Origin of the sequence: Bifidobacterium sp. ESL0728 (assembly GCF_029392015.1) — a bacterium.
Classification (GTDB): domain Bacteria; phylum Actinomycetota; class Actinomycetes; order Actinomycetales; family Bifidobacteriaceae; genus Bifidobacterium.
In genome coordinates, this window is record NZ_CP113925.1 from 1,295,176 (window position 1) to 1,317,788 (window position 22,613).

General features: G+C 54.0%; 22 protein-coding genes and 1 tRNA gene. 16 read left to right on the plus strand and 7 right to left on the minus strand.

All coding sequences use genetic code 11. The features are described from left to right. Positions 1–59: 59 nt before the first annotated feature. The 9 genes from ruvA to OZX67_RS05095 all read left to right on the plus strand — a co-directional run bounded on the left by ruvA (position 60) and on the right by OZX67_RS05095 (position 8,695). Entirely contained in the window at positions 60–677 is a 618-nt protein-coding gene (gene ruvA / locus OZX67_RS05055) for a Holliday junction branch migration protein RuvA (RefSeq protein ID WP_277144801.1), read from the plus strand. A 6-nt stretch (positions 678–683) separates the two neighbouring features. Further along, complete coding sequence (gene ruvB / locus OZX67_RS05060; RefSeq protein ID WP_277141462.1) at positions 684–1,745, plus strand: Holliday junction branch migration DNA helicase RuvB; 1,062 nt, start codon at positions 684–686, stop codon at positions 1,743–1,745. Positions 1,746–1,850: 105 nt separating this feature from the next. Next, the gene (locus OZX67_RS05065) at positions 1,851–2,375 is read left to right on the plus strand and encodes a preprotein translocase subunit YajC (RefSeq protein WP_277144936.1); all 525 of its coding nucleotides are present in this window, start codon (positions 1,851–1,853) and stop codon (positions 2,373–2,375) included. 87 nt (positions 2,376–2,462) lie between these two features. Next, complete coding sequence (locus OZX67_RS05070; protein ID WP_277141464.1) at positions 2,463–3,044, plus strand: adenine phosphoribosyltransferase; 582 nt, start codon at positions 2,463–2,465, stop codon at positions 3,042–3,044. Positions 3,045–3,107: 63 nt separating this feature from the next. After that, complete coding sequence (gene sucC, locus OZX67_RS05075) at positions 3,108–4,304, plus strand: ADP-forming succinate--CoA ligase subunit beta (RefSeq protein WP_277141466.1); 1,197 nt, start codon at positions 3,108–3,110, stop codon at positions 4,302–4,304. Then, the gene (sucD, locus tag OZX67_RS05080) at positions 4,301–5,236 is read left to right on the plus strand and encodes a succinate--CoA ligase subunit alpha (RefSeq protein ID WP_277141467.1); all 936 of its coding nucleotides are present in this window, start codon (positions 4,301–4,303) and stop codon (positions 5,234–5,236) included. Before sucC ends, sucD begins: the two co-directional genes overlap by 4 nt. An 83-nt stretch (positions 5,237–5,319) precedes the next feature. After that, the gene (locus OZX67_RS05085; RefSeq protein ID WP_277141469.1) at positions 5,320–6,600 is read left to right on the plus strand and encodes a DUF6350 family protein; all 1,281 of its coding nucleotides are present in this window, start codon (positions 5,320–5,322) and stop codon (positions 6,598–6,600) included. 26 nt (positions 6,601–6,626) lie between these two features. Next, positions 6,627–8,297, plus strand: a complete 1,671-nt coding sequence (gene purH / locus OZX67_RS05090; RefSeq protein ID WP_277141471.1) for a bifunctional phosphoribosylaminoimidazolecarboxamide formyltransferase/IMP cyclohydrolase — start codon at positions 6,627–6,629, stop codon at positions 8,295–8,297. A gap of 110 nt (positions 8,298–8,407) precedes the next feature. Beyond that, on the plus strand, positions 8,408–8,695 hold the full coding sequence (locus OZX67_RS05095) for a DUF3017 domain-containing protein (RefSeq protein ID WP_277141473.1): 288 nt from the start codon (positions 8,408–8,410) through the stop codon (positions 8,693–8,695). A gap of 15 nt (positions 8,696–8,710) precedes the next feature. On the opposite strand, the gene OZX67_RS05100 is transcribed toward OZX67_RS05095, so the two are convergent. Further along, positions 8,711–9,727, minus strand: coding sequence for an aquaporin (locus OZX67_RS05100; protein ID WP_277141475.1), 1,017 nt, complete (start codon positions 9,725–9,727; stop codon positions 8,711–8,713). Positions 9,728–9,907: 180 nt separating this feature from the next. Between OZX67_RS05100 and OZX67_RS05105 the strand changes: the two genes are divergently transcribed. Together OZX67_RS05105 and der are read left to right on the plus strand one after the other, a co-directional pair. Continuing rightward, positions 9,908–10,684, plus strand: a complete 777-nt coding sequence (locus OZX67_RS05105) for a pseudouridine synthase (RefSeq protein ID WP_277141477.1) — start codon at positions 9,908–9,910, stop codon at positions 10,682–10,684. Further along, the gene (gene der, locus OZX67_RS05110) at positions 10,681–12,816 is read left to right on the plus strand and encodes a bifunctional cytidylate kinase/GTPase Der (RefSeq protein WP_277141479.1); all 2,136 of its coding nucleotides are present in this window, start codon (positions 10,681–10,683) and stop codon (positions 12,814–12,816) included. Before OZX67_RS05105 ends, der begins: the two co-directional genes overlap by 4 nt. 190 nt (positions 12,817–13,006) lie before the next feature. Here der and OZX67_RS05115 read toward each other — a convergent pair. Next, positions 13,007–13,080, minus strand: a tRNA-Pro gene (locus tag OZX67_RS05115). Positions 13,081–13,465: 385 nt separating this feature from the next. Between OZX67_RS05115 and OZX67_RS05120 the strand changes: the two genes are divergently transcribed. Continuing rightward, the gene (locus OZX67_RS05120; protein WP_277141481.1) at positions 13,466–13,828 is read left to right on the plus strand and encodes an SdpI family protein; all 363 of its coding nucleotides are present in this window, start codon (positions 13,466–13,468) and stop codon (positions 13,826–13,828) included. Positions 13,829–14,162: 334 nt separating this feature from the next. On the opposite strand, the gene OZX67_RS05125 is transcribed toward OZX67_RS05120, so the two are convergent. The 5 genes from OZX67_RS05125 to OZX67_RS05145 all read right to left on the minus strand — a co-directional run bounded on the left by OZX67_RS05125 (position 14,163) and on the right by OZX67_RS05145 (position 17,437). Then, positions 14,163–14,630: a hypothetical protein gene (locus OZX67_RS05125; protein ID WP_277141483.1), complete on the minus strand. Its 468-nt coding sequence runs from the start codon at positions 14,628–14,630 to the stop codon at positions 14,163–14,165. 371 nt (positions 14,631–15,001) lie between these two features. Then, positions 15,002–15,592 (minus strand): hypothetical protein, encoded by a 591-nt coding sequence (locus tag OZX67_RS05130; RefSeq protein ID WP_277141485.1) that lies wholly within the window; start codon positions 15,590–15,592, stop codon positions 15,002–15,004. 320 nt (positions 15,593–15,912) lie between these two features. Next, complete coding sequence (locus tag OZX67_RS05135) at positions 15,913–16,473, minus strand: hypothetical protein (protein ID WP_277141487.1); 561 nt, start codon at positions 16,471–16,473, stop codon at positions 15,913–15,915. Further along, positions 16,470–16,853, minus strand: coding sequence for a hypothetical protein (locus OZX67_RS05140; RefSeq protein WP_277141489.1), 384 nt, complete (start codon positions 16,851–16,853; stop codon positions 16,470–16,472). Before OZX67_RS05140 ends, OZX67_RS05135 begins: the two co-directional genes overlap by 4 nt. Before the next feature lie 164 nt (positions 16,854–17,017). Then, positions 17,018–17,437 (minus strand): hypothetical protein, encoded by a 420-nt coding sequence (locus OZX67_RS05145; protein ID WP_277141491.1) that lies wholly within the window; start codon positions 17,435–17,437, stop codon positions 17,018–17,020. A 62-nt stretch (positions 17,438–17,499) separates the two neighbouring features. On the opposite strand from OZX67_RS05145, the gene OZX67_RS05150 reads away from it, so the two are divergent. The 4 genes from OZX67_RS05150 (at position 17,500) to OZX67_RS05165 (ending at position 22,537) form a co-directional block, all read left to right on the plus strand. Further along, positions 17,500–17,715, plus strand: a complete 216-nt coding sequence (locus OZX67_RS05150) for a hypothetical protein (protein ID WP_277141493.1) — start codon at positions 17,500–17,502, stop codon at positions 17,713–17,715. A gap of 683 nt (positions 17,716–18,398) precedes the next feature. Then, a complete protein-coding gene (locus OZX67_RS05155) occupies positions 18,399–19,796 on the plus strand; it encodes a UTP--glucose-1-phosphate uridylyltransferase (protein ID WP_277144939.1) in 1,398 nt (465 codons plus the stop codon). Between the two features lie 278 nt (positions 19,797–20,074). Further along, the gene (locus tag OZX67_RS05160; protein ID WP_277141495.1) at positions 20,075–21,997 is read left to right on the plus strand and encodes a WYL domain-containing protein; all 1,923 of its coding nucleotides are present in this window, start codon (positions 20,075–20,077) and stop codon (positions 21,995–21,997) included. 75 nt (positions 21,998–22,072) lie between these two features. Next, positions 22,073–22,537: a hypothetical protein gene (locus OZX67_RS05165; protein ID WP_277141497.1), complete on the plus strand. Its 465-nt coding sequence runs from the start codon at positions 22,073–22,075 to the stop codon at positions 22,535–22,537. The last annotated feature ends 76 nt before the right edge of the window (positions 22,538–22,613 follow it).

Sequence of the window (22,613 nt, forward strand, 5' to 3'; positions counted from 1 at the left end):
TCGCTAAATGCAAGCTTTGTTTAAGCCGGATTAATGCATCTTCGCGGCAGGAGTGACGGATGATAGGAATGCTCAACGGCAGGGTGGAAAGCGTCGGAGACGCCGACGCCCTGATTGATGTCAACGGCATCGGTTTCGAAGTGCGCATGCCGGCGGCCGAGCTTTCCGCCTTGCATTCAGGCCAGGAAGCCAAGGTGTTCACATCACTCAATGTCTCGCAGGATGCCATTGCATTGTATGGATTCCTATCGCAATCCTCTAAACGTATGTTCTTGCAGTTGCAAAAGGTTAGCGGCATTGGTCCGCGCGTAGCGTTGTCGCTGCTTTCGACGCTTTCTCCAGACAAGCTCGCAAAAACCGTCATGGACGGTGATGCGGCGGCTTTGGCCAAGGCTCCGGGGCTCGGCAAAAAAGGTGCGCAGAAGATCATCCTCGAATTGCGTGGGTCCATCAACTTGGATGAGATCGAAAGCGGTCGCGCTTCAGCAGAACCTGAATATGACACTGGGACTACGGAAGTCATCGAAGGTCTGGTTTCCTTGGGCTGGCGTGAAAACGATGCTGCGCATGCCGTCACGAAAGTCTGCAAAGACAACGACATCGAAACACCACTGGGTAATTCGGACATCCCCAAAGTCCTGAAACTGGCATTGACATCCTTGGATCGGGGGCGCTAAACCATCATGGCAGAGACCAACGGACCACAATCCAACATGGGAGCAGACGAGCAATCGTTGCGTATGATTTCCTCTGAGCCAATTGGCAACGAGCCTGTCAGCGACGAGGAACTGCGTCCTCGCGCGCTCGAAGGCTTTATTGGACAGCCCCTTTTGAAGGCGCAGTTGCAGCTTTTTCTCGATGCCGCGAGAAAACGTGACGTGCCGCCTGACCATATCCTGCTTGCCGGTCCTCCGGGACTGGGTAAGACGACACTGGCCATGATCGTGGCCAACGAGTTGCAGGTGCCTATTCGTGTCACCTCAGGTCCGGCAATTCAGCATGCAGGTGATTTGGCTTCGATTCTGAGTTCTCTCGATGAAGGCGAAGTACTTTTCATCGATGAGATTCACCGCTTGCCTCGTCCTGCGGAAGAGCTGCTCTACATTGCGATGGAGGACTTTCGCGTCGACGTAATGGTGGGTAAAGGGCCAGGAGCCTCATCCATTCCGTTGACTTTGCCTCGATTTACGGTCATCGGCGCCACCACGCGTGAAGGTATGCTGCCTTCACCATTGCGTGCCCGTTTCGGTTTCACCGCCCATTTGGATTTCTATCCGCATGAGGAGTTGGAACGGCTTATCGAGCGCAGTGCCGGCGTACTCGGCATCAATTTGGCCGATGGCAGTGCCAAACAGCTTTCGATGCGTAGCCGCGGCACACCGCGTATCGCCAACCGGCTGTTGCGTCGTGTTCGCGACTGGGCGATCGTCCACGATCTCGATGAGATCGGGCCCGATGACGTTCAGGCCGCACTTGAACTCTATCAGATCGACTCCGAAGGACTCGACAGGCTCGATCTGGCGGTTTTAAACGCCATCGTCAGGAATTTCGATGGTGGTCCGGTCGGACTCAACAATCTTTCCGCGATGGTCGGCGAGGAATCGGAAACCGTGGAAACCGTCTGCGAACCGTATCTTGTGCGGGAAGGGTTCCTGGTGCGTACCCCGAAAGGAAGGGTTGCGACCGAAAAAGCTTGGCATCATCTGGGTCTCGTCCCTAGAGATGATGTCAACAAGTTATTCTAAAATCCGGTACGGTAGGTATGTAGATATCAGAGAGTTTGGCATCTTCAGCAAGTCTGCAATTGACGTTTCGTCCGATGGGAGTTATCTGTGACTAACAGCAATACAATTTTTATTTTTGTCCTTCTGATTGCCATGGTCGCCTTGATGTGGTGGCAGTCGCGCAAATCGAAGCAACAGCAGCAGAAGGTTCAGGATTTCCGAACCTCGCTGCAGCCCGGAGAGTTGGTACAGACCATCGGTGGCATTATCGGTGAGGTTGTTTCCGTCGATACCAAGTTCGAAGAGATTGTCATCGATTCCGAAGGCTCGAAGCTTCGTTTCACGTTCCGTGCCATCAGCAAGAAATACGAGCGTCCGGCTTTCATCGATGACGATGAAGTGGACGAGGATGGAAATCCAATCGTGAACGAAGACGAGGATTCAACAAGCGAAGCTGAAAATGCCGATGATGCGGCAGCTCAGGCATCACAATCCGATGATCAGGCTCAGAAGCCTTTCGACAGTGACAGCGGCGCCGAAGACGCCGGAAGCGACGATAATGAACAAAAACCAGCTGAGGATGAGAAAAACGCCGAAGACACTTCTGAGGATGGTGCCGAGGCAAAAGAGGACAACGGAAAAGACAGGTAATTCCTCATTCATAGTTTGTGGGGTTTATGCATCAAACATGAATCCAAGATTTAGTAATCAATGGCAGATAGGCAGTAAGGCTTGCTCATGACACAATCGGATATCACCATCACAGAGCTCGGCAAAGTCGGTGCAGAGGATGCACAATACGTGACTTCGCTCATTCGCACCATTCCAGGTTTCCCCAAAGCCGGTGTGCTGTTCCGTGATTTCATTCCAGTGCTTGCGGATGCGCGTGGATTCTCCATCATGATGAAGGCACTTGAATTGGCTTTGCCGGTTCCCGCCGATTCCTTTGATTATGTCGCAGGTCTGGAAGCTAGAGGCTTCCTTATCGGTCCGCCGTTGGCAGCACAACTGGGCAAAGGCTTCCTGTCGGTGCGTAAAGCCGGCAAACTGCCGCCGGAAACCATCGGTGAAAGCTATTCGCTCGAGTATGGCGAAGCAAGGGTCGAGATTGAAAAAGACGCAATCAAGCCGGGTGATCGCGTGCTGATTGTCGACGATCTGATGGCTACAGGTGGTACGGCAAAGGCCGCTGCGGACCTCATCAACAAGGCCGGTGGCAAGGTCGTCGGTTTCAGCTTTGTGATGGAGCTCATCGGATTGACCGGACGAAGCGATTTGGGCGATATTCCTATCAGCTCTCTGGTCACCATGCCCGCCTGACAACGGCTTTAGGTCGCACATGGGCACAGGTTGAATGAGCATCTATCAGTAAGAGGGAATTTAATGGATCTTTATGAATATCAGGCACGACAGCTGCTTGCGGAGCAGGGCATAGACACGCCAAAAGGAATCTTCGCGCAGAATTCCCATGAGGTAGCCGAGGCAGCTGACGAAATCGGCTACCCATGCGTTATCAAAGCACAGGTCCGCACCGGGCATCGTGGCCAGTCAGGCGGAGTGAAGCTTGCGAAAACGCAGGATGAGGCCATTCTTTCCTCGGAGCAGATCTTGCCGATGACGATTCGCGGTCATAAGGTCAACGGCGTTTTGGTAGCCGAAGCCAAGAACGTGCTCCATGAATACTATGTTTCGATTTCCCTTGATCGTTCCTCCCGTGATTTCGACGTATTGGCGACGGCCAACGGCGGCACTGAGGTCGAGGAAATCGCCAAGGAACATCCCGAATCGGTCAAGCGCCTGCATATCAGTGCTTTGGAGAATTTCGATATGGATGCTGCCCGTAAAATGGCGGAATCCATCGGGTTTTACCATGCAGATGTCGATCAGGCCGCGGATGTGCTTTTGAAGATGTGGAAATGCTTCAAAGACAACGATGCCACATTGGTGGAAATCAATCCGCTGGCCAAAATCGGCGACCCCGATGATGAATCCTCAAAGAAGCTCTGTGCACTCGATGCCAAGATTTCCTTGGACGATAATGCCGCGTTCCGCCACGATGGGTGGAAGCGTTTTGCCGATACCACACATACCGATATGTTCGAGGAACGTGCCAAAGAGCACGGTCTGCATTACGTCCATCTGAAAGGCCAGGTCGGGGTCATCGGCAATGGTGCGGGACTTGTGATGAGTTCGTTGGATGCCGTTTCCGGTGCTGGCGAGGAACAGGGGACCGGTGCGAAGCCGGCCAATTTCCTCGATATAGGCGGAGGCGCGTCCGCAGAAGTCATGAGCAACAGCCTTTCCATCGTTCTTTCCGACCCACAGGTCGAGTCGGTTTTCGTCAACGTTTACGGTGGCATTACGGCATGCGATGAGGTGGCGCACGGAATCCTTGAAGCGCTTGAAAATCTGAATGTCTCGAGGCCGATTGTCGTTCGTTTCGATGGCAATGCGGCGCAAGAGGGTCTCAAGATACTTGCGGATGCGCATAATCCCAATATTCACGTCAGTGGCACCATGGAAGAGGCGGCACAAGAGGCCGCAAGGCTCGCCAAGCCCGCTAAGGAGGTCACGAAATGACACTGTTCATCGAAAACAATGCCCCGGTCATCGTCCAGGGTATGACCGGACATCAGGGGATGACCCATACCGCCCGTATGCTCAACGCAGGCACTAATATTGTCGGAGGTGTCAATCCTCGCAAAGCCGGAAAGAGCGTGACCTTCCATATCGATGGGTCTGATAAGGATGTTGACATCCCTGTCTATGCAACTTGTGGCGAAGCCAAAACAGCCACGGGAGCCAAGGCAAGTGTGATTTTTGTTCCTCCTCGTTTTGCGAAGGATGCGATGCTGGAAGCCATCGAAGCTGGCATCGGCTTGATCGTCGTCATCACCGAAGGCATTCCCGTGGCCGACACCGCCTATTGCGTAGAACTTGCGTTGCGCAAGGGCATCAGAATCATCGGGCCTAATTGCCCTGGCCTTCTGAAACTTCCTGAAACCGACGATTCCAAGGATAAAGGTATCAACCTCGGCATCATTCCTGACGGCATTGTTTCCTCCGGTCCATTGGGTCTGGTTTCCAAATCCGGTACGCTGACCTATCAGCTAATGGGTGAGCTTTCGGAAATCGGCTTCACCGCTTGCGTTGGTGTCGGCGGAGATCCGATAGTAGGTACGACACTTGTTGAGGCACTGCAACAATTCGAGGCTGACGAGGCCACCAAAGCCGTCATCATGATCGGTGAAATCGGTGGCAACGCCGAACAGGATGCAGCTGCTTGGGCCAAGGAACACATGACCAAGCCGGTTGTGGCTTACATCGCCGGGTTCACGGCTCCCGAAGGCAAGCAGATGGGCCATGCCGGTGCCATCGTCTCGGGAGGCAAAGGAACTGCCAAGGACAAGAAGGAAGCGCTCGAAGCCGCAGGTATCCCTGTAGGGAAGACCCCAGGGCAGGCGGCCCAGCTGATACGCAAGATGGTGAACGGCGGTACTCCCAAGGCATGAGCAAAAACCAGCGGCCATGGATAAAAGGTGTTCTGATAGCCCTCGGTGCATCCGTGATTTTCACGGTATGCCTAGGGCTTTTTATGGCCTTGACATTGCTGATTGTCTCCATGGAGGAAGGCGGCGGCACCCTTTCCGGCCAATCGGTCCCATTGACATTGGCGATAGTGCTCTTAAGCCAAGGCGCAAGTTTCCGTGCCGGAGCCATCACACTGAGCATCGTGCCGCTGCTTCTGATGTTTCTGCTCATCTGGCTGATAGCATGGCTGACCAAAGTGCTTTCAGGGAGTCCCAAAGCTTACGTAACCGGACTTTTGCTTTGGATCGCCATCATGTGGGTGTTCACACAGAACATCTCAGTGATTCTGCAGGATCCTGTCTGGCTGGTCATTGTGAAGACGGCCATAGTCTTTACTATTGGGTTTTTGTGTGGGGCTCTGCCGCAGTCGCCATTGATGAAACGCTGCGTGAAGTTCATCCGTGGTAATATTTCGGACCGTCTGGCCGTGTCCCTGAAACTTGGATTCGCCAATACACTTCTATTGTTGCTGGGCTATCTGGTCATCGGCCTCATCACCGTGCTCGTCTGGGTCATCACCAACCAAAGTGCGATGGTGCGTGTCTTCCACATGACCAATATGCAGACCGGTTCACGGATCATGACCACAATCTGCACCCTGGCATGGCTGCCGAACCTTTGCTTATGGGCGATTTCATGGCTCTTCGGTTCAGGGTTCAAGATCGGTGACTTGGCCTCGTTCACCTTGTGGAATGACCACGCCGCCGGACTTCCTGCAGTGCCGGTTTTCGCGATTTTCCCGCAGGCGGTTTCCAGCGACCTTCTGCGAATCTGCTTCATATCGATTCCTCTTCTCTGTGGTTTGCTCATCGGAATCATCGAATTGTTCCTGCCACGCTGCTTCGCAATCGGTGCAGGCAAACCTGACGAGCCGGTGAAAATCGGCAAGATCATCGGTCAGTTTTTGTATCCGATCCTCTCCTTCTTCTTGACCAGCGCCTTGATGGCTTTGCTCATGAATATTCTTTTCGGTCTTTCTTCGGGGGCTTTGGGACAGTACCGTCTCGCCGACGTAGGCGTGGATTCCGTCGCCTCCTCACGAGTGGTATGTATGCCCAGCGCCCTCGGTTTTTCTTTGGCGTGGCTTCTCTCTGTAGTGGTCGTTGCGATGGTCTTCGCTATGCGATTGTTCTTCGGATATCTCAGAGCCCAAGGAAAGACAAACGGAAACGATGCCGTCGATGACGAGGCTGAGACCGGCGATTCCGTTTCCGAAAGCTCAATTTCTTCCGTCCCATCACCAGAATCCGGCTCAACGCCGGAAGATGAGACGGAAATCCCATAAAACCGCCGCAACAAAGGGAGAAACAGATGACAGATACCAATCGCAAGATTCGGCGCGTCTTGGTGTCGGTTTACGACAAAACCGGCATTGAGGGCCTTGCCAGTGCCTTTATAAAGGCTGGAACCGAAGTCGTTTCCACGGGTTCGACGGCAAAACGACTTTGCCAACTTGGTGTCGATGTCACCGAGGTGCAACAAGTCACCGGTTTCCCCGAAAGTCTCGGAGGGCGTGTCAAAACACTTGATCCACACATTCATGCGGGCATTCTGGCCGATATGACCAATCTCAAACAGGCTGAAGAGCTCAAATCGCTTGGTATCAAGCCCTTTGATATGGTCATCGTCAACCTCTATCCTTTCGCCGATACGGTACGGTCGGGAGCTAACGTTGCTGACATCATCGAAAAGATTGATATCGGCGGACCGTCTATGATTCGTGGAGCGGCGAAGAACAGCTCCAGCGTGGCCGTCATCACCGACCCGGCCGATTATGCCCTCGCGGCACAGCATGTGGCTGATGGCAGCGGATTCTCAGCGGAAGAGCGTCGTTGGCTTGCTGCCAAGGCGTTTGCGACCACAGCGGCCTATGACGCAACCATTGCCGAGTGGACTGGCAGCCATTGGGCAAAACCTGCAAGTATTGATGAGGCTGTCGTTTCCGATCCACAGGACGAAGCCAAAGTACAGGAAAAGGTCAAGGAAACTCAAGAAAGTGATGGAACCGGGCTGTTCCCAGCTCATATGACTCGCACTTGGGATTATGCGCACACCCTTCGTTACGGTGAAAACCCGCACCAGCAGTCCAGTCTTTACGTCGACGCACTCGACCAGACCGGTTTCGCCCACGCCGAGCAGCTGGGTGGCAAGCCGATGAGCTACAACAACTACGTCGACGCTGATGCCGCATGGCGAGCTGTTTGGGATTTCGCACCCCAGATTGCAGTTGCCGTCTGCAAGCACAACAATCCTTGTGGGCTTGCCATCGGCAAGACGGTTGCTGAAGCCCATCTTAAAGCTCATGCCTGTGATCCTATGAGTGCTTATGGCGGAGTCATTGCGGCTAATTCAACCGTCACTCTTGAGATGGCGCAGAACGTCCGCCCGATTTTCACCGAGGTTATCGTTGCTCCTGATTATGAGCCGGAAGCGCTGGAACTGCTCAAAGCTCACAAGAAGAACCTGCGCATCTTGAAGGTGGCGCAACGGCCGCACACGGATATGCAGTTCCGTCAGATCGACGGCGGAATTCTGGTGCAGTCCATCGACAGGATCGATGCTCCCGGAGACAATCCCGATCAGTGGAAACTTGTTTCAGGTGAAGCCGCCGATGAGAATACGCTCAAGGATCTGGAATTTGCGTGGCGTGCGATTCGCTGTGTGAAGTCCAACGCCGTCCTTCTGGCGCATGACCAAGCGACGGTAGGTATCGGTATGGGACAGGTTAACCGTGTGGATTCCTGTCATTTGGCCGTCGAACGCGCAAACACGCTTGCCGATGGCGCGAACCGCGCGCAAGGCTCGGTGGCCGCTTCTGACGCGTTCTTCCCCTTCGCCGACGGTGCCGAGACTTTGATCGATGCCGGAATAAAAGCTATTGTGCAACCTGGCGGGTCGATCCGCGATAAGGAAGTCATCGAGGCGGCGCAAAAGCGCGGCATTACGATGTATCTGACTGAAACGCGCCACTTCTTCCACTGAGTTGAAAAGCGGTTGTGTATAGGGTTTACGACAACTCGATAAACTAAAATACCGATACGAAGCTAAACTAGCTCAAGTACCGGTATTTTTTTATTGCAAAAGGAATGGCCATGTCCCACAAGCATCCATATGTCTCCGAGAAAAACGAAGGCAAACCTATTTTCGAATGGGGAGTGCTTGTTCTGGTCATCGTTTCGGTCGTCTTGGCGGGCATCGGATATACGATGGCCGCCACAGCAATATTCGCTGCGACGGCCATCATTACGGGACTTATCAGATTGATCTTGAAAGACCGGAGCCCTTGGAAAATCCGTTCAGTCGGTTTTGATGCCTTTATCGGTATCGCCTTGGGAATCGGATTGCTGGTCGTTTACTTCAGCATTCAACTGCTGATGTAAACGACGCCAGCCCAATCAATCCTTATCGGTCTTGGTTTCGGTTTCCTCGATATCTGAACTTTCAACGATTTCATCATTGTTGCCTTCGTCCGCATCCGCGGAATCGGAGGTTTGGTCTGAATCGCTGAGAGATGGCATCTGAAAATCATCGGACTTCTCGGAAGAATCGTCTTCGTCCTCATCCTTGGATTCAGCGTCTTCCTTTTCCCAATCGGCGGTGACGTCAAGTGCTTCAACGTTTTCCGCGTTCTTGCTGGAAAGCATCTGCGCGATGATTACGACAATAGCCACGACGGCTGCAGCGAGAATCGGGCAGATCAGGAACACCAAATACTGTTTCAGCGGACTTGCGGTAAGGCCGACGTTGTTAGCAAAGATGGCGATACCAAGGGAACGTGCAGGGTTCAGTGAAGCACCGGTGATGGGATAAGTGAAAGTGACGCCGAGCGCATAGGCGATGCCCATGATAGCCGGCGCGTTCTTGGTAGGCTTGCCATCCTCGTCGCTAGCCTGCAGCGAAGCCGCTACAACGATGATTGTGGCGACGACTTCAACGATGACTGCGAAAAGAATACCGAAACTCACGCCGGCCTGCTGCAGCTGGGCGGAGGAAATGGATCCCTGGTCATAACCATTGACGGCATTGGCAAACCACATCTTGGCCGGAGCGGCCTTTGATGTCGGCAATACAAGCTTGACCACGCCGCCGGCTGCGATGCCGCCGACGAACTGGGCGATGATATAGCAGATACCGTTTAAGATACCGGTCTTGCTCACCAGCATTGACGCCAACGTCACTGCCGGGTTGAACTGGCCGCCCGAAAACCTGCCGAAGATGTAGGTCATGGCCGCGTATGCGAGGCCTGTGGCTGCAGCGATCAGAATCGCGCTTGGGCCATACAGTGATGGACTCAGTGCAGAAACGAGATAGATAGCCACGAAAATCAGGAAGCTGCCGACGAGCTCGCCGCAAATTCCTGAAATCGAAATAGCTTTTGCGCTCTTCGTATGTTGTGTTTTTTGTTCCGTCATCTATTATCCTTTTTTATTTATGAACTGACGCATACCACGTAATATAATAGCAAGAGGGTGGTAAGTACTGTTATAATTGGTTGGGTTGCGTTCTTGCAGTATTGTATCACGCGGGATGCAACTGATAAAGTACGCGACGAATCGGCTTAAACCGCTTCGCAAGGCCACGTTGGGAGAACGATGCCACACGCATATTCACATGCCGAAAAGGCACATCAGGAAAATTACGATGAAGGAATTCGCCTTCAAAAACTGTTGGCGCAGGCCGGTTTCGGCTCGAGGCGCAAGTGTGAGGAAATCATTACGGAAGGCCGGGTTGAGGTCGACGGGGAGCTGGTGACCGAACTCGGCACCCGAGTCGATCCCTCCAGCCAGCAGATTCGGGTTGACGGGTCGAGGATTCGGCTCAACAACAAGCACATTACATTGGCGCTCAACAAACCCAAGAAGGTGCTTTCGACGATGGATGACCCGAAAGGGCGCTATACGCTTCGCGACATCGTGGGCGACAAATACGAGCGCATTTTCCACATGGGACGTCTCGATTACGAAACCGAAGGTCTCATTTTGATGACCAATGACGGCGAGCTCAGCCAGCACGTCATGCACCCGCGGTACGAGGTCAAGAAGACTTACGTCGCCACGCTCGATGGACGCATCAGCGGCAACATCTGCCGTCGCCTGGTCACTCAGGGTGTCAATCTCGATGACGGGCTTATCCGTCTCGATCATTGTGCCATCATCGATTCCTCACGCGACCAGACCATCGTCAAGGTCGTGCTGCATTCGGGCAAGAACCGCATCGTCCGCCGCATCTTCGGCGCTGTCGGTTTCCCGGTGCGCAGACTTGTGCGTACCCAGATCGGTCCTATCAAACTAGGTGATTTGAAGCCGGGTTCGTACCGCGTGCTTTCGCAGACGGAAGTCCGTTCGCTTGCCAAGGAGGTGGGTCTGTGATCCGAGTAGCCATTGACGGGCCCGCAGGAGTCGGCAAATCCTCGACTTCCAAGGCGTTGGCCAAGTATTTCGGTTACGCCTACCTTGACACTGGTGCCATGTACCGTGCCGCCGCCTGGTGGTGCCTCAAGCAGGGTGCCGATCTGGATGCGGACGTTGTTGACGAGCAGAACGTCACCGAAATGGTGGGGGACTTGTTCACCGGTGATCATTTCGATATCGGCGTTGACCCGGACGATCCCAAAGTTCTGGTCGACGGCGAGGACATCAGTGAAGCGATTCGTGATTCGCGTGTCTCGTCTCACGTCTCGAAGGTCTCGAATATCGTGCCTGTGCGGCATCTGCTGATTGCCGCACAAAGGGCGTATATCAATCGTGAGGCGTCTGTTGATTCCTTCTCGAAAGGCGCCGGAATCGTTGCCGAAGGGCGTGACATCACTACTGTTGTCGCCCCTAACGCGGAAGTGCGTGTACTTCTGACCGCACGTCCAGAAGTGCGTCAAGCCCGGCGTACCGGACAGTCCGCTGCCGGAGCCGGTGTAGGCGCCGATAACGTCATCGCCCGCGACAAGGCCGATTCCAAGGCCACCAGCTTCCTGAAGGCTGCCGATGGCGTGACGACCGTCGACAATTCCGACCTCACGTTTGAAGAGACGCTGGACAAGCTCATTGAACTGGTGGATAACGCCATCGAGGAGCAGTCATACAAGCAATATGCCGCGAATCTCGAAGGCTACGACCTTGACGAGGAAGACGAAGCACTGCTTGCCGGTGAAACAGTTGATAACGACACTGCTGCAAAGCAGAAGGCCGTGGGTGTGCTCGCCGTGGTCGGGCGGCCGAACGTCGGCAAATCGACGTTGGTCAATCGTATTCTCGGACGCCGCGCAGCCGTTGTCGAGGACACTCCCGGTGTGACGCGTGACCGCGTGAGCTATGACGCGGAATGGGCCGGAACCGACTTCAAACTGGTCGACACCGGTGGTTGGGAAACCGACGTCGAAGGCATCGAATCCGCTATCGCCTCGCAGGCTCAGGTGGCCGTAGGGCTTTCCGACGCAGTGCTTCTGGTGGTTGACGGACAAGTAGGTATTACGTCTACTGATGAACGCATCGTCAAGATGCTCCGTGAAAGTGGCAAACCGGTCGTGCTGGCTGTCAACAAAATTGACGACGGTTCCAACGAATATCTCACCGCCGATTTCTGGAAGCTTGGTCTTGGTGAGCCTTATGGCATTTCCGCGATGCACGGCAGGGGAGTGGGAGATTTGCTCGACGTGGCCGTGGATACGCTGAAAAAGGCCAAGAAGACCTCCGGTTTCCTCACACCGACCAATCTGCGTCGTGTCGCTTTGATTGGCAAACCGAATGTAGGTAAGTCCTCGCTGCTCAACGAGCTTGCACACGAGGAACGCAGCGTGGTCAATGATTTGGCGGGAACCACGAGGGACCCAGTCGACGAAATCATTCGTATCGGAGACGAGGATTGGCTATTCATCGACACTGCTGGTATCAAGCGTCGTCTGCACAAGCTTTCCGGTGCGGAATACTATTCGTCGTTGCGTACGCAGGCGGCCATCGAACGTTCCGAGCTTGCGTTGGTCCTGTTCGACGCCGCGCAGCCGATTTCCGACCAGGACCTCAAGGTGATGAGCCAGGCCGTGGACGCCGGACGAGCCATTGTGCTGGTGTTCAACAAATGGGATCTGATGAACGACTTCGACCGTCAGCGCCTCGAACGTTTGTGGCAGACCGAATTCGACCAGGTCACATGGGCTCAGCGTGTCAACCTTTCCGCCAAGACCGGCTGGCACACCAACCGTCTGCTCGCGGCGATGAACACAGCGCTGGAATCGTGGGACAAGCGCATACCGACAGGCAAGCTCAACTCGTTCCTTGGCCGCATCCAGTCCGCCCATCCGCACCCGCTGCGTGGCGGCAAACAGCCCAGGATTTTGTTCGCGACCCAGGCTTCAACGCGTCCTCCGCGCTTTGTCATCTTCGCCACCGGCTTCCTCGAGCACGGCTATCGCCGTTACATCGAGCGTCAGCTGCGTGAGGAATTCGGTTTCGAGGGTACCCCGATTCAGATCTCGGTGCACATCCGCGAGCGCAGGTCGAAGAAGAAGTAAGGATTACTCAGGTTAGGAGATGTGGGTCGTGAGTTCATTTTGAACTTGCGGCCCGCATTCTTATTTTTTAAAAAAGACTTGATCGAACCTACTCATGGAATTTATGAACATGCTGGCTGATCATATTGCAAAATAACAATGCTCGGAATTCTTAGTATTATTTAAATCTTAGAATTCCGAGCTTTTCTCGTCGGGTCGGCGGGATTTGAACCCGCGACCCCTTGACCCCCAGTCAAGTGCGCTACCAAACTGCGCTACGACCCGAACAGTGCAAAGCACCGAAAAAGAAGTTTAGCACAAAAAGCGCATGCGCACTATTATCGGCGTGGCGTAGAAGAATGTAAGTAGCGGCTATTCCGACTATTGCGGGTGCTGGAATAATCATGAATGGTATCCGTCGCATGTTTCGCTATTCGAGGTTGAGAGTGTATATGGGATGAGGTTGAAGACTCCAGTAGCGGACTACAGGGTCTTGGCGGCGGGTATGCTTGGGAAGAGAATCCGTATCCCGTCAACGAGGCCGCTGACAGTGGCAGTCACCGAAAGAAGAAGGAATTAAGAGCATTAAATCATGACGATCAAAACTCAGAATACATTGAATTGATTCTTTAAAGAAATTGCTTGAAATAATATTTTCTAAGGACATGGCATGGAATATGTTGGCATTGTTATATTGATGGCGGTTGCTATCTATTTTGTGATTTTATATTACAAAGCTAAACAAGGAAGACTGCCGAGGAACGGTCAGGTTGGTATCAGAACCAAGGCGATAATGGCTTCAGACAAGATTTGGCAGCTGATACACAAGAAATATGCATGGCTGTTCCTCGTTGACGCCTTTCTGTTTGTAATCGTCGGTATCGCCTTGTTTTTAATTGGTAGTGCATTTGTGACGAGCCAACAAGTCAAATCTCTTTCTATTATTATCGAAATAATCGCAATCGTTGCAATAATACTATTGACCGTTATAGTGGCCATTTGCGCCGATAAAGATGCTCGAAATTTGAAATAGGATCATTTATAGCCTATTTGCTGTTTGTGGTTGATTGTCCAGATTCCGAAATCGGACTCGACCAGCCAGGATGACCGCAGGCTTCCCATCGTCTTTGACGCCTAAAACGGTAACCTTCCGATCAATGAGATATGTGTTTCGTGATGCCAGTGTTGCTTCCGAGTTTTCTTATATTGGCCTTATTGCGCCAATCTCGATTGGAGCATGGATTTCGCGCCCCAGGAAATCCATAATGATGCCTTCGCCCTTCATACAAGAATCGCAATAACGATTTGAATTGGTGGGGTAGAGAAAAATACTGCCTACGTCGAACCTGAAGACAAGAGGCAATATATCACCAGTTGTCTGACACTGTATCGATTACATCCCAAACGACCCGGATGGCAAAGTCTTCCAACTGATGTTGGTTCATATGTAGTGTGTGCTGCACTGTTTCAGCGTCAGTGGGATCAAGTATCGCCGATTTATTGCTGATATCCACTGAGGTGTCGGCCGCTGTTGGATCTTGAAATGGTTTTCTGCTAATCAAGACGGATGTGCAGGTACCACGTACACCAGAGGAGTATCCTTCACAATTTGTAGGCTCGTTGAATTCAGCTAAAAAGCCGTGTGCTTTGACGGTAATCTTGAATATTCGATGGTTTCCAGGATCATCAAATGAGCTAAGTTTGATGTTGGTATTTCCGCTACGTGTGATGGCCTGTTGGACATGGTCGGGGTCACTATTGAAAAGGGCTTGCGTTTGGGTAATGATGTCGGCGTGCGCTCGGTGTTTGATGGGCAGGGAGCAAAGAATTGCCACCAGGCAGATAGCATAAACAAGATAATTATCAGAATGGTCGAAATGATTCCGATGATTTTAGACTGGTGTTGTCCGTTCATTCTTTGTCAGCTCATTTGATGTCCTTTGGGAATATGAGGATGAAGTCGTCGAACGTTTTCTGTTGCTAGCTCTCACTGGCGTCGTGGTCGAGTGTATCTCCTACGAGTGAGGTGGTGACGATACACGCTGTTGAGCATCTTCCTCCGTTTGTGTGTGGCCTTTACCGAGAATTGGCACTTCGTTGTCAGTTGATGAGTTTTGGGTATAGCAGAGTTTGGGCTGTATGTTCTTTGCCTTGGGAGTTAGGTGGCGGCTGTCGCAAGCTTCAAGACTGGTCAATGATCGAGAGATTATTGGGGCCAATTTGCGGCGGCGGTGTCCAGCACCAGATGGATCATCTGTGTGGCCATATCCTCGGCCTGCTGATCGGTCAGGCCGAGTCTCCCCTCAACGTCGGACTTCTCGTTGATGTCAACGGCGGCGCCATGCGCGGAAACACTGATATGTACCGACATGTTGGATGCAGTTTCGGCGTTCCTGCTCATGCTGACTCTGATGTTGTGTTGCCCGTCTGGATAGCTGATCGGTCTCGCGAATGAAATCTTATAGCCGTTGGCTTTGGCAGTGATGATGCCGGTCGTGTTGCTCATCTGTCCGGCGACGGTGTCGGCTTTGATGTCGTGTCCGTGGCCTTGCAGGGCCTTCTGCACGTCCCACCTATGGTCGAGGAACAGGCTGTCGGTCTGGGTGACGATGTCGGCATGCCGCCGGTAGGTGGAGATGAAGGACTCATGCTCGGGAGGTTCCATGCCCTTTTCGAAGTCGTGCGACACCCATGTCATGAGCCCGACGAACAGGAGCGCCAGTGCGGCGATGACGGCCACGGTGGTGATGAAGGCGCGCTGCCAGAACGGTATGCGCCTGGTCTCGGTGTCGTTCATGGGCGTTCACTTCCTTTGTTTTTTGAGGGGCGCGGTTGCGGCAGAACTGGCGTATGCGGTTGCGTTCCAAATCGCCTTTGGAGAGCTCCTTATAGTAGTTTCTAACGGCTTCCTGACGGTCATCTCTGGGATGGGTCTGGATGTGGCGGTTCAGGTTGATGGCGTTCATGTCGGCGTCCCAGGCCGCCGGCCCAAGCGGCTATCTCGTCGGAACGGTCGTCGGTCTCGCTGTTCAGCCATGGGAACCAGTCGAATATGGGCCAGAACCCTGAACCTCGGCTGCCCCTCCGCACCCGCCCCGGTGGGTACGCATACGTCCATCACCAGTTGTCGGCGACGGTGTCGATGGTCTCCCACACGGCTTGTGTGGCGAGATCCTCCAGCCGATGCCTGCTCATATGCAGTTTGTCGGTTGATTCGGGGTAGCTTTTGATGTCAAGTGTGGATGTCTTGCGGCTAACCGTAACCACTGAGTCGGGGTTGAAGGGGTCGGATATCGGTTTTTCCCCGATCCATACCAAGATGGTTTTACCGTGGGGGTCGAGTGATGCATCGTTGTCGTCGGGCTTTTCGAAGTTGAAATAGAGTCCTTGTTTTTTTACGGTAGTGTCAAAGCCGGGACCGGATAGGTCACGATCGATGTCGAGGGTGATGTTGGTCTTGCCGCTGCGTGTGATGGATTGCTGGGCGTGGTCGGGGTCGGTGGCGAAGAGTGCTTGGGCTTGGGTGATGATGTCGGCGTGCGCTCGGTGTTTGACGGGCAGCGGAGCGAGATGCCACCAAACGACCAAGGCCAGCAGACAGATGGCGAGCAGGACGGCCGTCACTGTGATGGCCCGGTTCCTTAGCGTCTTGCGCTGTAATTGTCCGGTTACCATCATTTGATCTCCTGACGCAGAGTGGAGAGAAAGTCCTCGCGGGCTTTGTTCTGTTGGTCTGTGGTGGCTTGGAAACGGTCTTTCAGCAGGTGCGCTCCGGGTGAGGCGGTGGAGAGGTATGCGGCATTGTCCTCGAGCCATTCGAGGCCTTTCCGCGGGTCGTTCGATTCGGTGGGGTCGTAGCCTGCACAGAATCGTCGTGCCCTGTTGCGTTCGGTGTCGCCCTTGCCGATGAACGTGTAGTAGTCGTCGGCGGCTTTACGCGGGCTTTCCTTAGGGTTGGCTTTCATGGCGCGGTGGATGTTGACGGCGTCCATGTCGGCGTTGTAGGCCATGACCTGGTCGCCATGTCGGACGGCCGCTTCCAGCCGTGGTTTGGACACGTCTGCGGCGTGGCGTTTGGCGGCCTGCCATCCCTGGCCGGTCAGCGACGCGTCGCCGGCCAGGCCGTCGAGGGCGTTTATGGCGCGTCTCGCCTCCGCCTGTTGGGATCGTATGTCGCGGTCGGATTGGCTTAGAGCGGTCAGCAGTTCGGATTTGTCGACGATCAGGCCCGTGGGGCCCTCCTCCGGTTTTCGTCGTTTTCATATTCGCGCTTCGCGCGCTGCAGGTTCTTCTGTTCCTCGCGGATGTCGAGCGCGTCCTCGTGCTCGCGCCTGGCCTGGCGAACGAGGTCGTCGTAGGCTTCCAGGCAAGCGTTCCGAGCCTGGGCGCACATGGCCGTCCGTTCCTCGTCATCCTGTTCGAGCCGCCGCCACTCGGCGTCGCCTTTGACGTGTTGGCGAAGGTCCTGCCAGATGCCTTCGGTCTGCTGGCTACAGCTTGCGAGGATCCCTCCGGCCTCGTCGTAGGCCCTCGCCTGTTTTTCGGATTCTCGGGCCGACTCCTGCGCCTGGCCGATGCGTCGCTCGCAATCCGCGATTCGACCGTCCAAGCGGTCCATGCGCGTCCGGTAATCGTCGTTCATCGCATTGTCCCCGCGCTCGACCGGTCCGCCTCCGACAGCCGCTCGTGGGCCATCGCGGCCCCGTGGCCGGTATCGCGGGCGGATTCCGCAGCGGACCGGAACTCGGCCCCGAGCGCCGAGCAGGCGACCCTCGCCGCCCCGGCGGCCGGCAATCTCGACACCGAAAAACCGAACCCCAAGATACCCGTGACGCCGTCGGCCGCCGCTTCCATATCATGCGCGCGGCCGGCCGCCGCCGCCTCGCCGCTCCTGATCTCATTCATAACACAAAACAATAGCATCAATCACAATATGTTTATTATGGAGATACGTTATATCGAGACAGACAGTACAGAAGATGAACCTGAAACCTTGTAGGCTGGAATACCTGGTTTTGGGCGTCATTTACTTTGTGCATAGTTGAGCAGGAGATTTTGGAAATTGGGCATAAGCTGGTGAATGAGTTTGAGGTTCACGGCGAAGGCCGGGAATGCAACAACTTGTCAGAGTAGGCAAGTCCGCAGTCCTAACCGATCGTGATGCGCCGATAGGCAAAGATGGGCCAGGCCATGAATGGAGTTTCAATCAATGGAATGTGCCCAGCAGCAGCCTTGATACCACTCCAGTGGTCAATCCAACACGTTTGGCCGGTACACTCATGTCACAGGTGGCCAAACGCACTGACAAGCTGAGCTAAAATGTCGTTAACATTGATAAATTCGAACTGGATTCTCATAATCTTATCGAAGCAACCAAGTCCTAAAATCCGTTTCAAACCAATTCGCCACTCCTCAAACCGAACATTTTTACTGTTCGTTTACGTTTCATCGGTATTGCGTCCAGCAAGCTTTCAGAAAAGCTAGTACAGTTAAAAATTATGTTTATCGGTTGTCGCTTTGGACACGGCCGATGAAAACGGAAGAAAACTCGTCTACGAAAGAGGTGCGGCTTGGAAGACGCCTTCGAGGCTTCGGCGCAAAAGATGCGTGAAGCGCATATGAGCGATGTGGCCATTGCACAATTCAAACGACTGTACGAGGAGTGGCAGCACAACGATGCCAGCAGCTGGATTCGCGAGGATGCCGTGGAACCTCTGCAGAATGTGCCAAGTTTCCATGATGTGTACAAGACCATCGACCATGACCAGGCAGTCCACGCTTTCGCCAAGACCGCGTTCCTTAAGCTCAACGGAGGACTCGGCACCTCTATGGGGCTTGATATGGCGAAGTCGCTGCTTCCGGTCCGTCGCCACAAGGCGCGTCCGATGCGTTTCATCGACATCATCATGGGCCAGGTGACCACGGCCCGCGAACGCCTGAACGTCCCGCTGCCGCTGACCATGATGAATTCTTTCCGTACCTCAAAAGACACCATCGCGGCGCTTAACGAGAGCAAGACTTTCCATCAGGAAGACGTTCCGCTTCAGATTGTGCAGCATCAGGAACCCAAGATCGATTTGGAAACCGGCAAACCTGTCGAGTTTCCGAAAAACCCGGAGTTGGAATGGTGCCCGCCGGGGCATGGCGACCTGTTCTCGACCATCTGGGAATCAGGACTTTTGGATATTCTCGAGGAAAAGGGCTTCAAGTATCTGTTCATCTCGAATTCCGACAATCTTGGCGCCCGTCCTTCACGTACGCTTGCCCAATATTTTGAAAACACGGGTGCGCCGTTCATGGTCGAGGTCGCGAACCGCACATATGCGGATCGCAAGGGCGGCCATTTCGTACGCGACAAGAAGTCCGGTCGTCTCGTGCTGCGTGAAATGACGCAGGTCAATCCCGATGACAAGGCAGCCGCGGAAGATATCGGACGTCACCCTTATTTCAACACCAACAGCATCTGGGTGCGTATCGAAGATCTCAAAGCCAAGCTGGAGCAATATGACGGTGTCCTGCCGCTGCCGATCATCCGCAATTACAAGACCGTCGATCCCACCGATCCCGATACCACGAAGGTGGTGCAGCTGGAAACTGCCATGGGTGCGGCGATTGGTCTTTTCGATGGCGCCATCTGCGTGCAAGTCGATCGTATGCGCTTCCTCCCGGTCAAGACCACCGACGACCTCTTCATCATGCGTTCCGACCGATTCCATCTAACGGATTCCTATGAAATGGAGGATGGCAATTATCTTTTCCCTGACGTTACACTCGACCCACGTTATTACCGCAATATCGAGGATTTCAACGATCGCTTCCCCTACGCGATCCCGTCCCTGGCAGCCGCCAACTCGGTGACCATTACCGGCGACTGGACTTTCGGCCACGATGTCGTCTTTTACGGTGATGCTGTCTTGAAAGATCAGGGCAAGCCAAGCTACGTACCTAACGGCGAATTCGTGGGTCCGCAGGGAATTGAGCCTGACGAATGGCTTTGGTGATTGGCCGAGCGAATTGAAAATCACAACAAAAGACGCAAGGCGTTGTGATTTTCAATTCGATGACATAAAAATTTCATGAATACAGCAAAAATCGAAATACATTATGTCCAGTAACCAATTAAGCGGCCCTAAAAACGTTTATAACACGCCGAAAACGTGAGAAAAAGAATTAAATTTGCGAAATTCCGGAATTTACCGGAAAAAGCATCTAATATAGATAAAGATGCGTGTCACAAGGCACGCACTAGTACTTGAACATTAACGATACGTGAGGACTAATGGCAGAAGGAAGCAACGGAAGGCGACGTTTTTCCGACAAGTGGGGCAAGCACGAACTGGATGTGCTCGCTGTCCTATCATCTGCGTTCCCACAATGGTTGACTTCTCGGCAGATAGCACAGCGCGTCAAGGCTTATGCAGACTCCTATGGGGAACTGGCCGACCAGGCCGCCAAAGCGGCATTCGCCAAGCAATTCCAGCGCGATCGCGCCAAGTTGGCGGCGATGGGCATTGCCATCGAATCCCGTCAGCCTGAATATTCTTCGAAGTCCGAAGGACAGGATTTCGCATCGTACCGTCTGCAGTTGGGCGATGAGCCCAGAGTGCGTCTGCGTTTCAAGCAGGAGGATCTTCCTGTGCTCGCCGCCGCGAACTATTTGGCACGTTCGATGTCGATTTCTTCGTCCTCAGCGAAACATGAGGAACAGCACACGTCCCGAACCGCGCCCCGCGTACCGCAGACCCCGACACCGGGTCTTGGACTTGATTCGATAGCTCCCGGTCTCGGCACTCAGCCGATTCCCGACAACCTGATGAAGGTGGTCGACCAGCGGCGTTTCGCCGCCACCATTGACGTGGACGGCGGGCACATGAATGTCGCCTACACAGATTCTGACGATCTGGCAATGTTCATGCTCGAGCATCCAGGTTCTTCGGTGGTCTCGCCTCAGGAAGCCGTGGATGCTTGGAACCGAAGGCTTAATGCCGCCACAAACTTCAAGCTTGCCGATGAGAGCCAGGGCGAGATGAGGGAGACTATCGTCACTCCTTCGATCAACAAGACCACGGTGAACGGCGAGGTCGAGTCGGAAAACGGCAAGTCGCATTCCAAGCGGAACTCCTCTTTCCAGACCGGCAGTGAAGTTGACCGCAGACTTCGTCTGATGCTTTTCCTTTCGGCCCACCTCGGTGAGGAATATTCCTTGGAAGAGCTTGCAGAGCGTTTCATCGGTGAGCCGAAAACCGAGGACGAGAAGAAAAAGGGCGTTGCCGTCATCCGCAAGGACATCAACACCCTGACCACCGTTTCCGACGATGGTGAAATGGCCGGTAGCCAGTTCTTCGACATCGATTGGTCGCTTCTGGACGCCGATGGCATCGTTTCGGCCACCAATTCGCTGGGCCTTGAACGACTGGCCGGCATCTCGCAGCAATACCTGAGTATGCTGACCGCCTCCGTGAGCTATCTTGCACATTCTTCACTGCTTCCGATGGAACAACGTGAACAGGCGGAATCGCTATACGTTCGTCTGCGCCAGCACGTCAAGCCGGGGGAGACCCCATGGCTTTCCTTGACCGGCTACGAGGTTGAACCGCGCAGCTTCAGCGTGGTCAAGCGTGCGATTTCCACTGATTCGTTGTTGGACATGGAATACACCGATGGCACAGGCCGTACCCGCCGCAAGCTCGTCGCACCTTCCAAGATCTTTGTGGATGAAGGCGTCTATTACGTTGCCGTGTGGACCGACGTCGCCAAGGCCGCTCCGAAGAGCGAGAAGAAATTCGTTTCCAAGGACACGACCATCAACAAAGCGACCGGCCAGCCCCGCATTTGGCAGGTGCTGCGCCTTTCCCGCATCGAAAAGGCCGATTTGGTCGAGCCGACAACGCAACTTGATATTCCCGACGTTCCGGTGGCCGAGCTACGCAAATGGAGCTTCGACAATGGAACCCCGACCGTCTTCATCACCGACAAGCCTGATCTTGCGTTCATCAAGACCCTGCCCGGTGCCACAGTCGAGCGCTGCGGCGAGGGGGAGAAGGTCCATCTCACGGTTTCCTCGGATTCGTGGTTTGTCGCTTTTGCCATCGCTCATGCCCGTCACATCATCTCTGTCGCCCCTGAACCGCTGCTGACGATGATTGTAGCCCGTGCGCATCGTGAATTGAGTCTTGAGAACAACAACCAGCAAGACAAGTAGGGTGATAGGGGAAACCGCAGATTGCTATTTCGATAGAATAAATCATAATTAATTGGAACCGGAAAGGGGAGTCACATGCCTTGGTGGGGTTGGATCATCGTCACGGTAGTCATGCTTGCGGCTCTTGCGGTCGGTCTCGTCTATGCCGGTATTCATGGGGTTCGTGCGGCTCATAGCGTAACGGATACTGGCAAGGAGATTCAGAATTATCTTGATGCCATGCAGCAATCCGCTCCGGCAAACGGGACGCATGAAAAGCCGCTGTTTACGCAACCTCTTTCCACAGCCGCACACCGTTATAGCCTTGCACAGACCGAAGTGGAGCGCCGGCGGATCACCCGCCATAACCGTCACGCAGAGCGTTGGATCATCTGGAAACGTAACAGGGTGCCGTTCACTGGGGATACACCCGCCGACGGCAACCAGGCGATTTCCAAATCTTCGAACCATGCGTTCGATGGAATAGTCCGGGAATCTCGACCTTTGTCGGATGATGAACGTCGCGAAAACGTCAATCAGCATAGCCCGAAGGCGAATTAAATGATGGTTTTGCTGCCGCTTTCGCTTCTCTTGCCAGAGTCTCACAGCATATCCGTCTTTCACGAATCGACAGTTT

What these genes read in the sequence shown, in the direction of transcription:
- ruvB (WP_277141462.1), top strand. Translation starts at nt 684, where the DNA reads ATGGCAGAGACCAACGGACCACAATCCAACATGGGAGCAGACGAGCAA.
- OZX67_RS05095 (WP_277141473.1), top strand. Translation starts at nt 8,408, where the DNA reads ATGTCCCACAAGCATCCATATGTCTCCGAGAAAAACGAAGGCAAACCT.
- OZX67_RS05130 (WP_277141485.1), bottom strand. Translation starts at nt 15,592, where the DNA reads ATGAACGACACCGAGACCAGGCGCATACCGTTCTGGCAGCGCGCCTTC.
- purH (WP_277141471.1), top strand. Translation starts at nt 6,627, where the DNA reads ATGACAGATACCAATCGCAAGATTCGGCGCGTCTTGGTGTCGGTTTAC.
- OZX67_RS05165 (WP_277141497.1), top strand. Translation starts at nt 22,073, where the DNA reads ATGCCTTGGTGGGGTTGGATCATCGTCACGGTAGTCATGCTTGCGGCT.
- ruvA (WP_277144801.1), top strand. Translation starts at nt 60, where the DNA reads ATGATAGGAATGCTCAACGGCAGGGTGGAAAGCGTCGGAGACGCCGAC.
- OZX67_RS05100 (WP_277141475.1), bottom strand. Translation starts at nt 9,727, where the DNA reads ATGACGGAACAAAAAACACAACATACGAAGAGCGCAAAAGCTATTTCG.
- sucC (WP_277141466.1), top strand. Translation starts at nt 3,108, where the DNA reads ATGGATCTTTATGAATATCAGGCACGACAGCTGCTTGCGGAGCAGGGC.
- OZX67_RS05120 (WP_277141481.1), top strand. Translation starts at nt 13,466, where the DNA reads ATGGAATATGTTGGCATTGTTATATTGATGGCGGTTGCTATCTATTTT.
- OZX67_RS05085 (WP_277141469.1), top strand. Translation starts at nt 5,320, where the DNA reads ATGGCCTTGACATTGCTGATTGTCTCCATGGAGGAAGGCGGCGGCACC.
- OZX67_RS05160 (WP_277141495.1), top strand. Translation starts at nt 20,075, where the DNA reads ATGGCAGAAGGAAGCAACGGAAGGCGACGTTTTTCCGACAAGTGGGGC.
- OZX67_RS05135 (WP_277141487.1), bottom strand. Translation starts at nt 16,473, where the DNA reads ATGATGGTAACCGGACAATTACAGCGCAAGACGCTAAGGAACCGGGCC.
- OZX67_RS05105 (WP_277141477.1), top strand. Translation starts at nt 9,908, where the DNA reads ATGCCACACGCATATTCACATGCCGAAAAGGCACATCAGGAAAATTAC.
- OZX67_RS05145 (WP_277141491.1), bottom strand. Translation starts at nt 17,437, where the DNA reads ATGAACGACGATTACCGGACGCGCATGGACCGCTTGGACGGTCGAATC.
- OZX67_RS05155 (WP_277144939.1), top strand. Translation starts at nt 18,399, where the DNA reads ATGCGTGAAGCGCATATGAGCGATGTGGCCATTGCACAATTCAAACGA.
- sucD (WP_277141467.1), top strand. Translation starts at nt 4,301, where the DNA reads ATGACACTGTTCATCGAAAACAATGCCCCGGTCATCGTCCAGGGTATG.
- OZX67_RS05070 (WP_277141464.1), top strand. Translation starts at nt 2,463, where the DNA reads ATGACACAATCGGATATCACCATCACAGAGCTCGGCAAAGTCGGTGCA.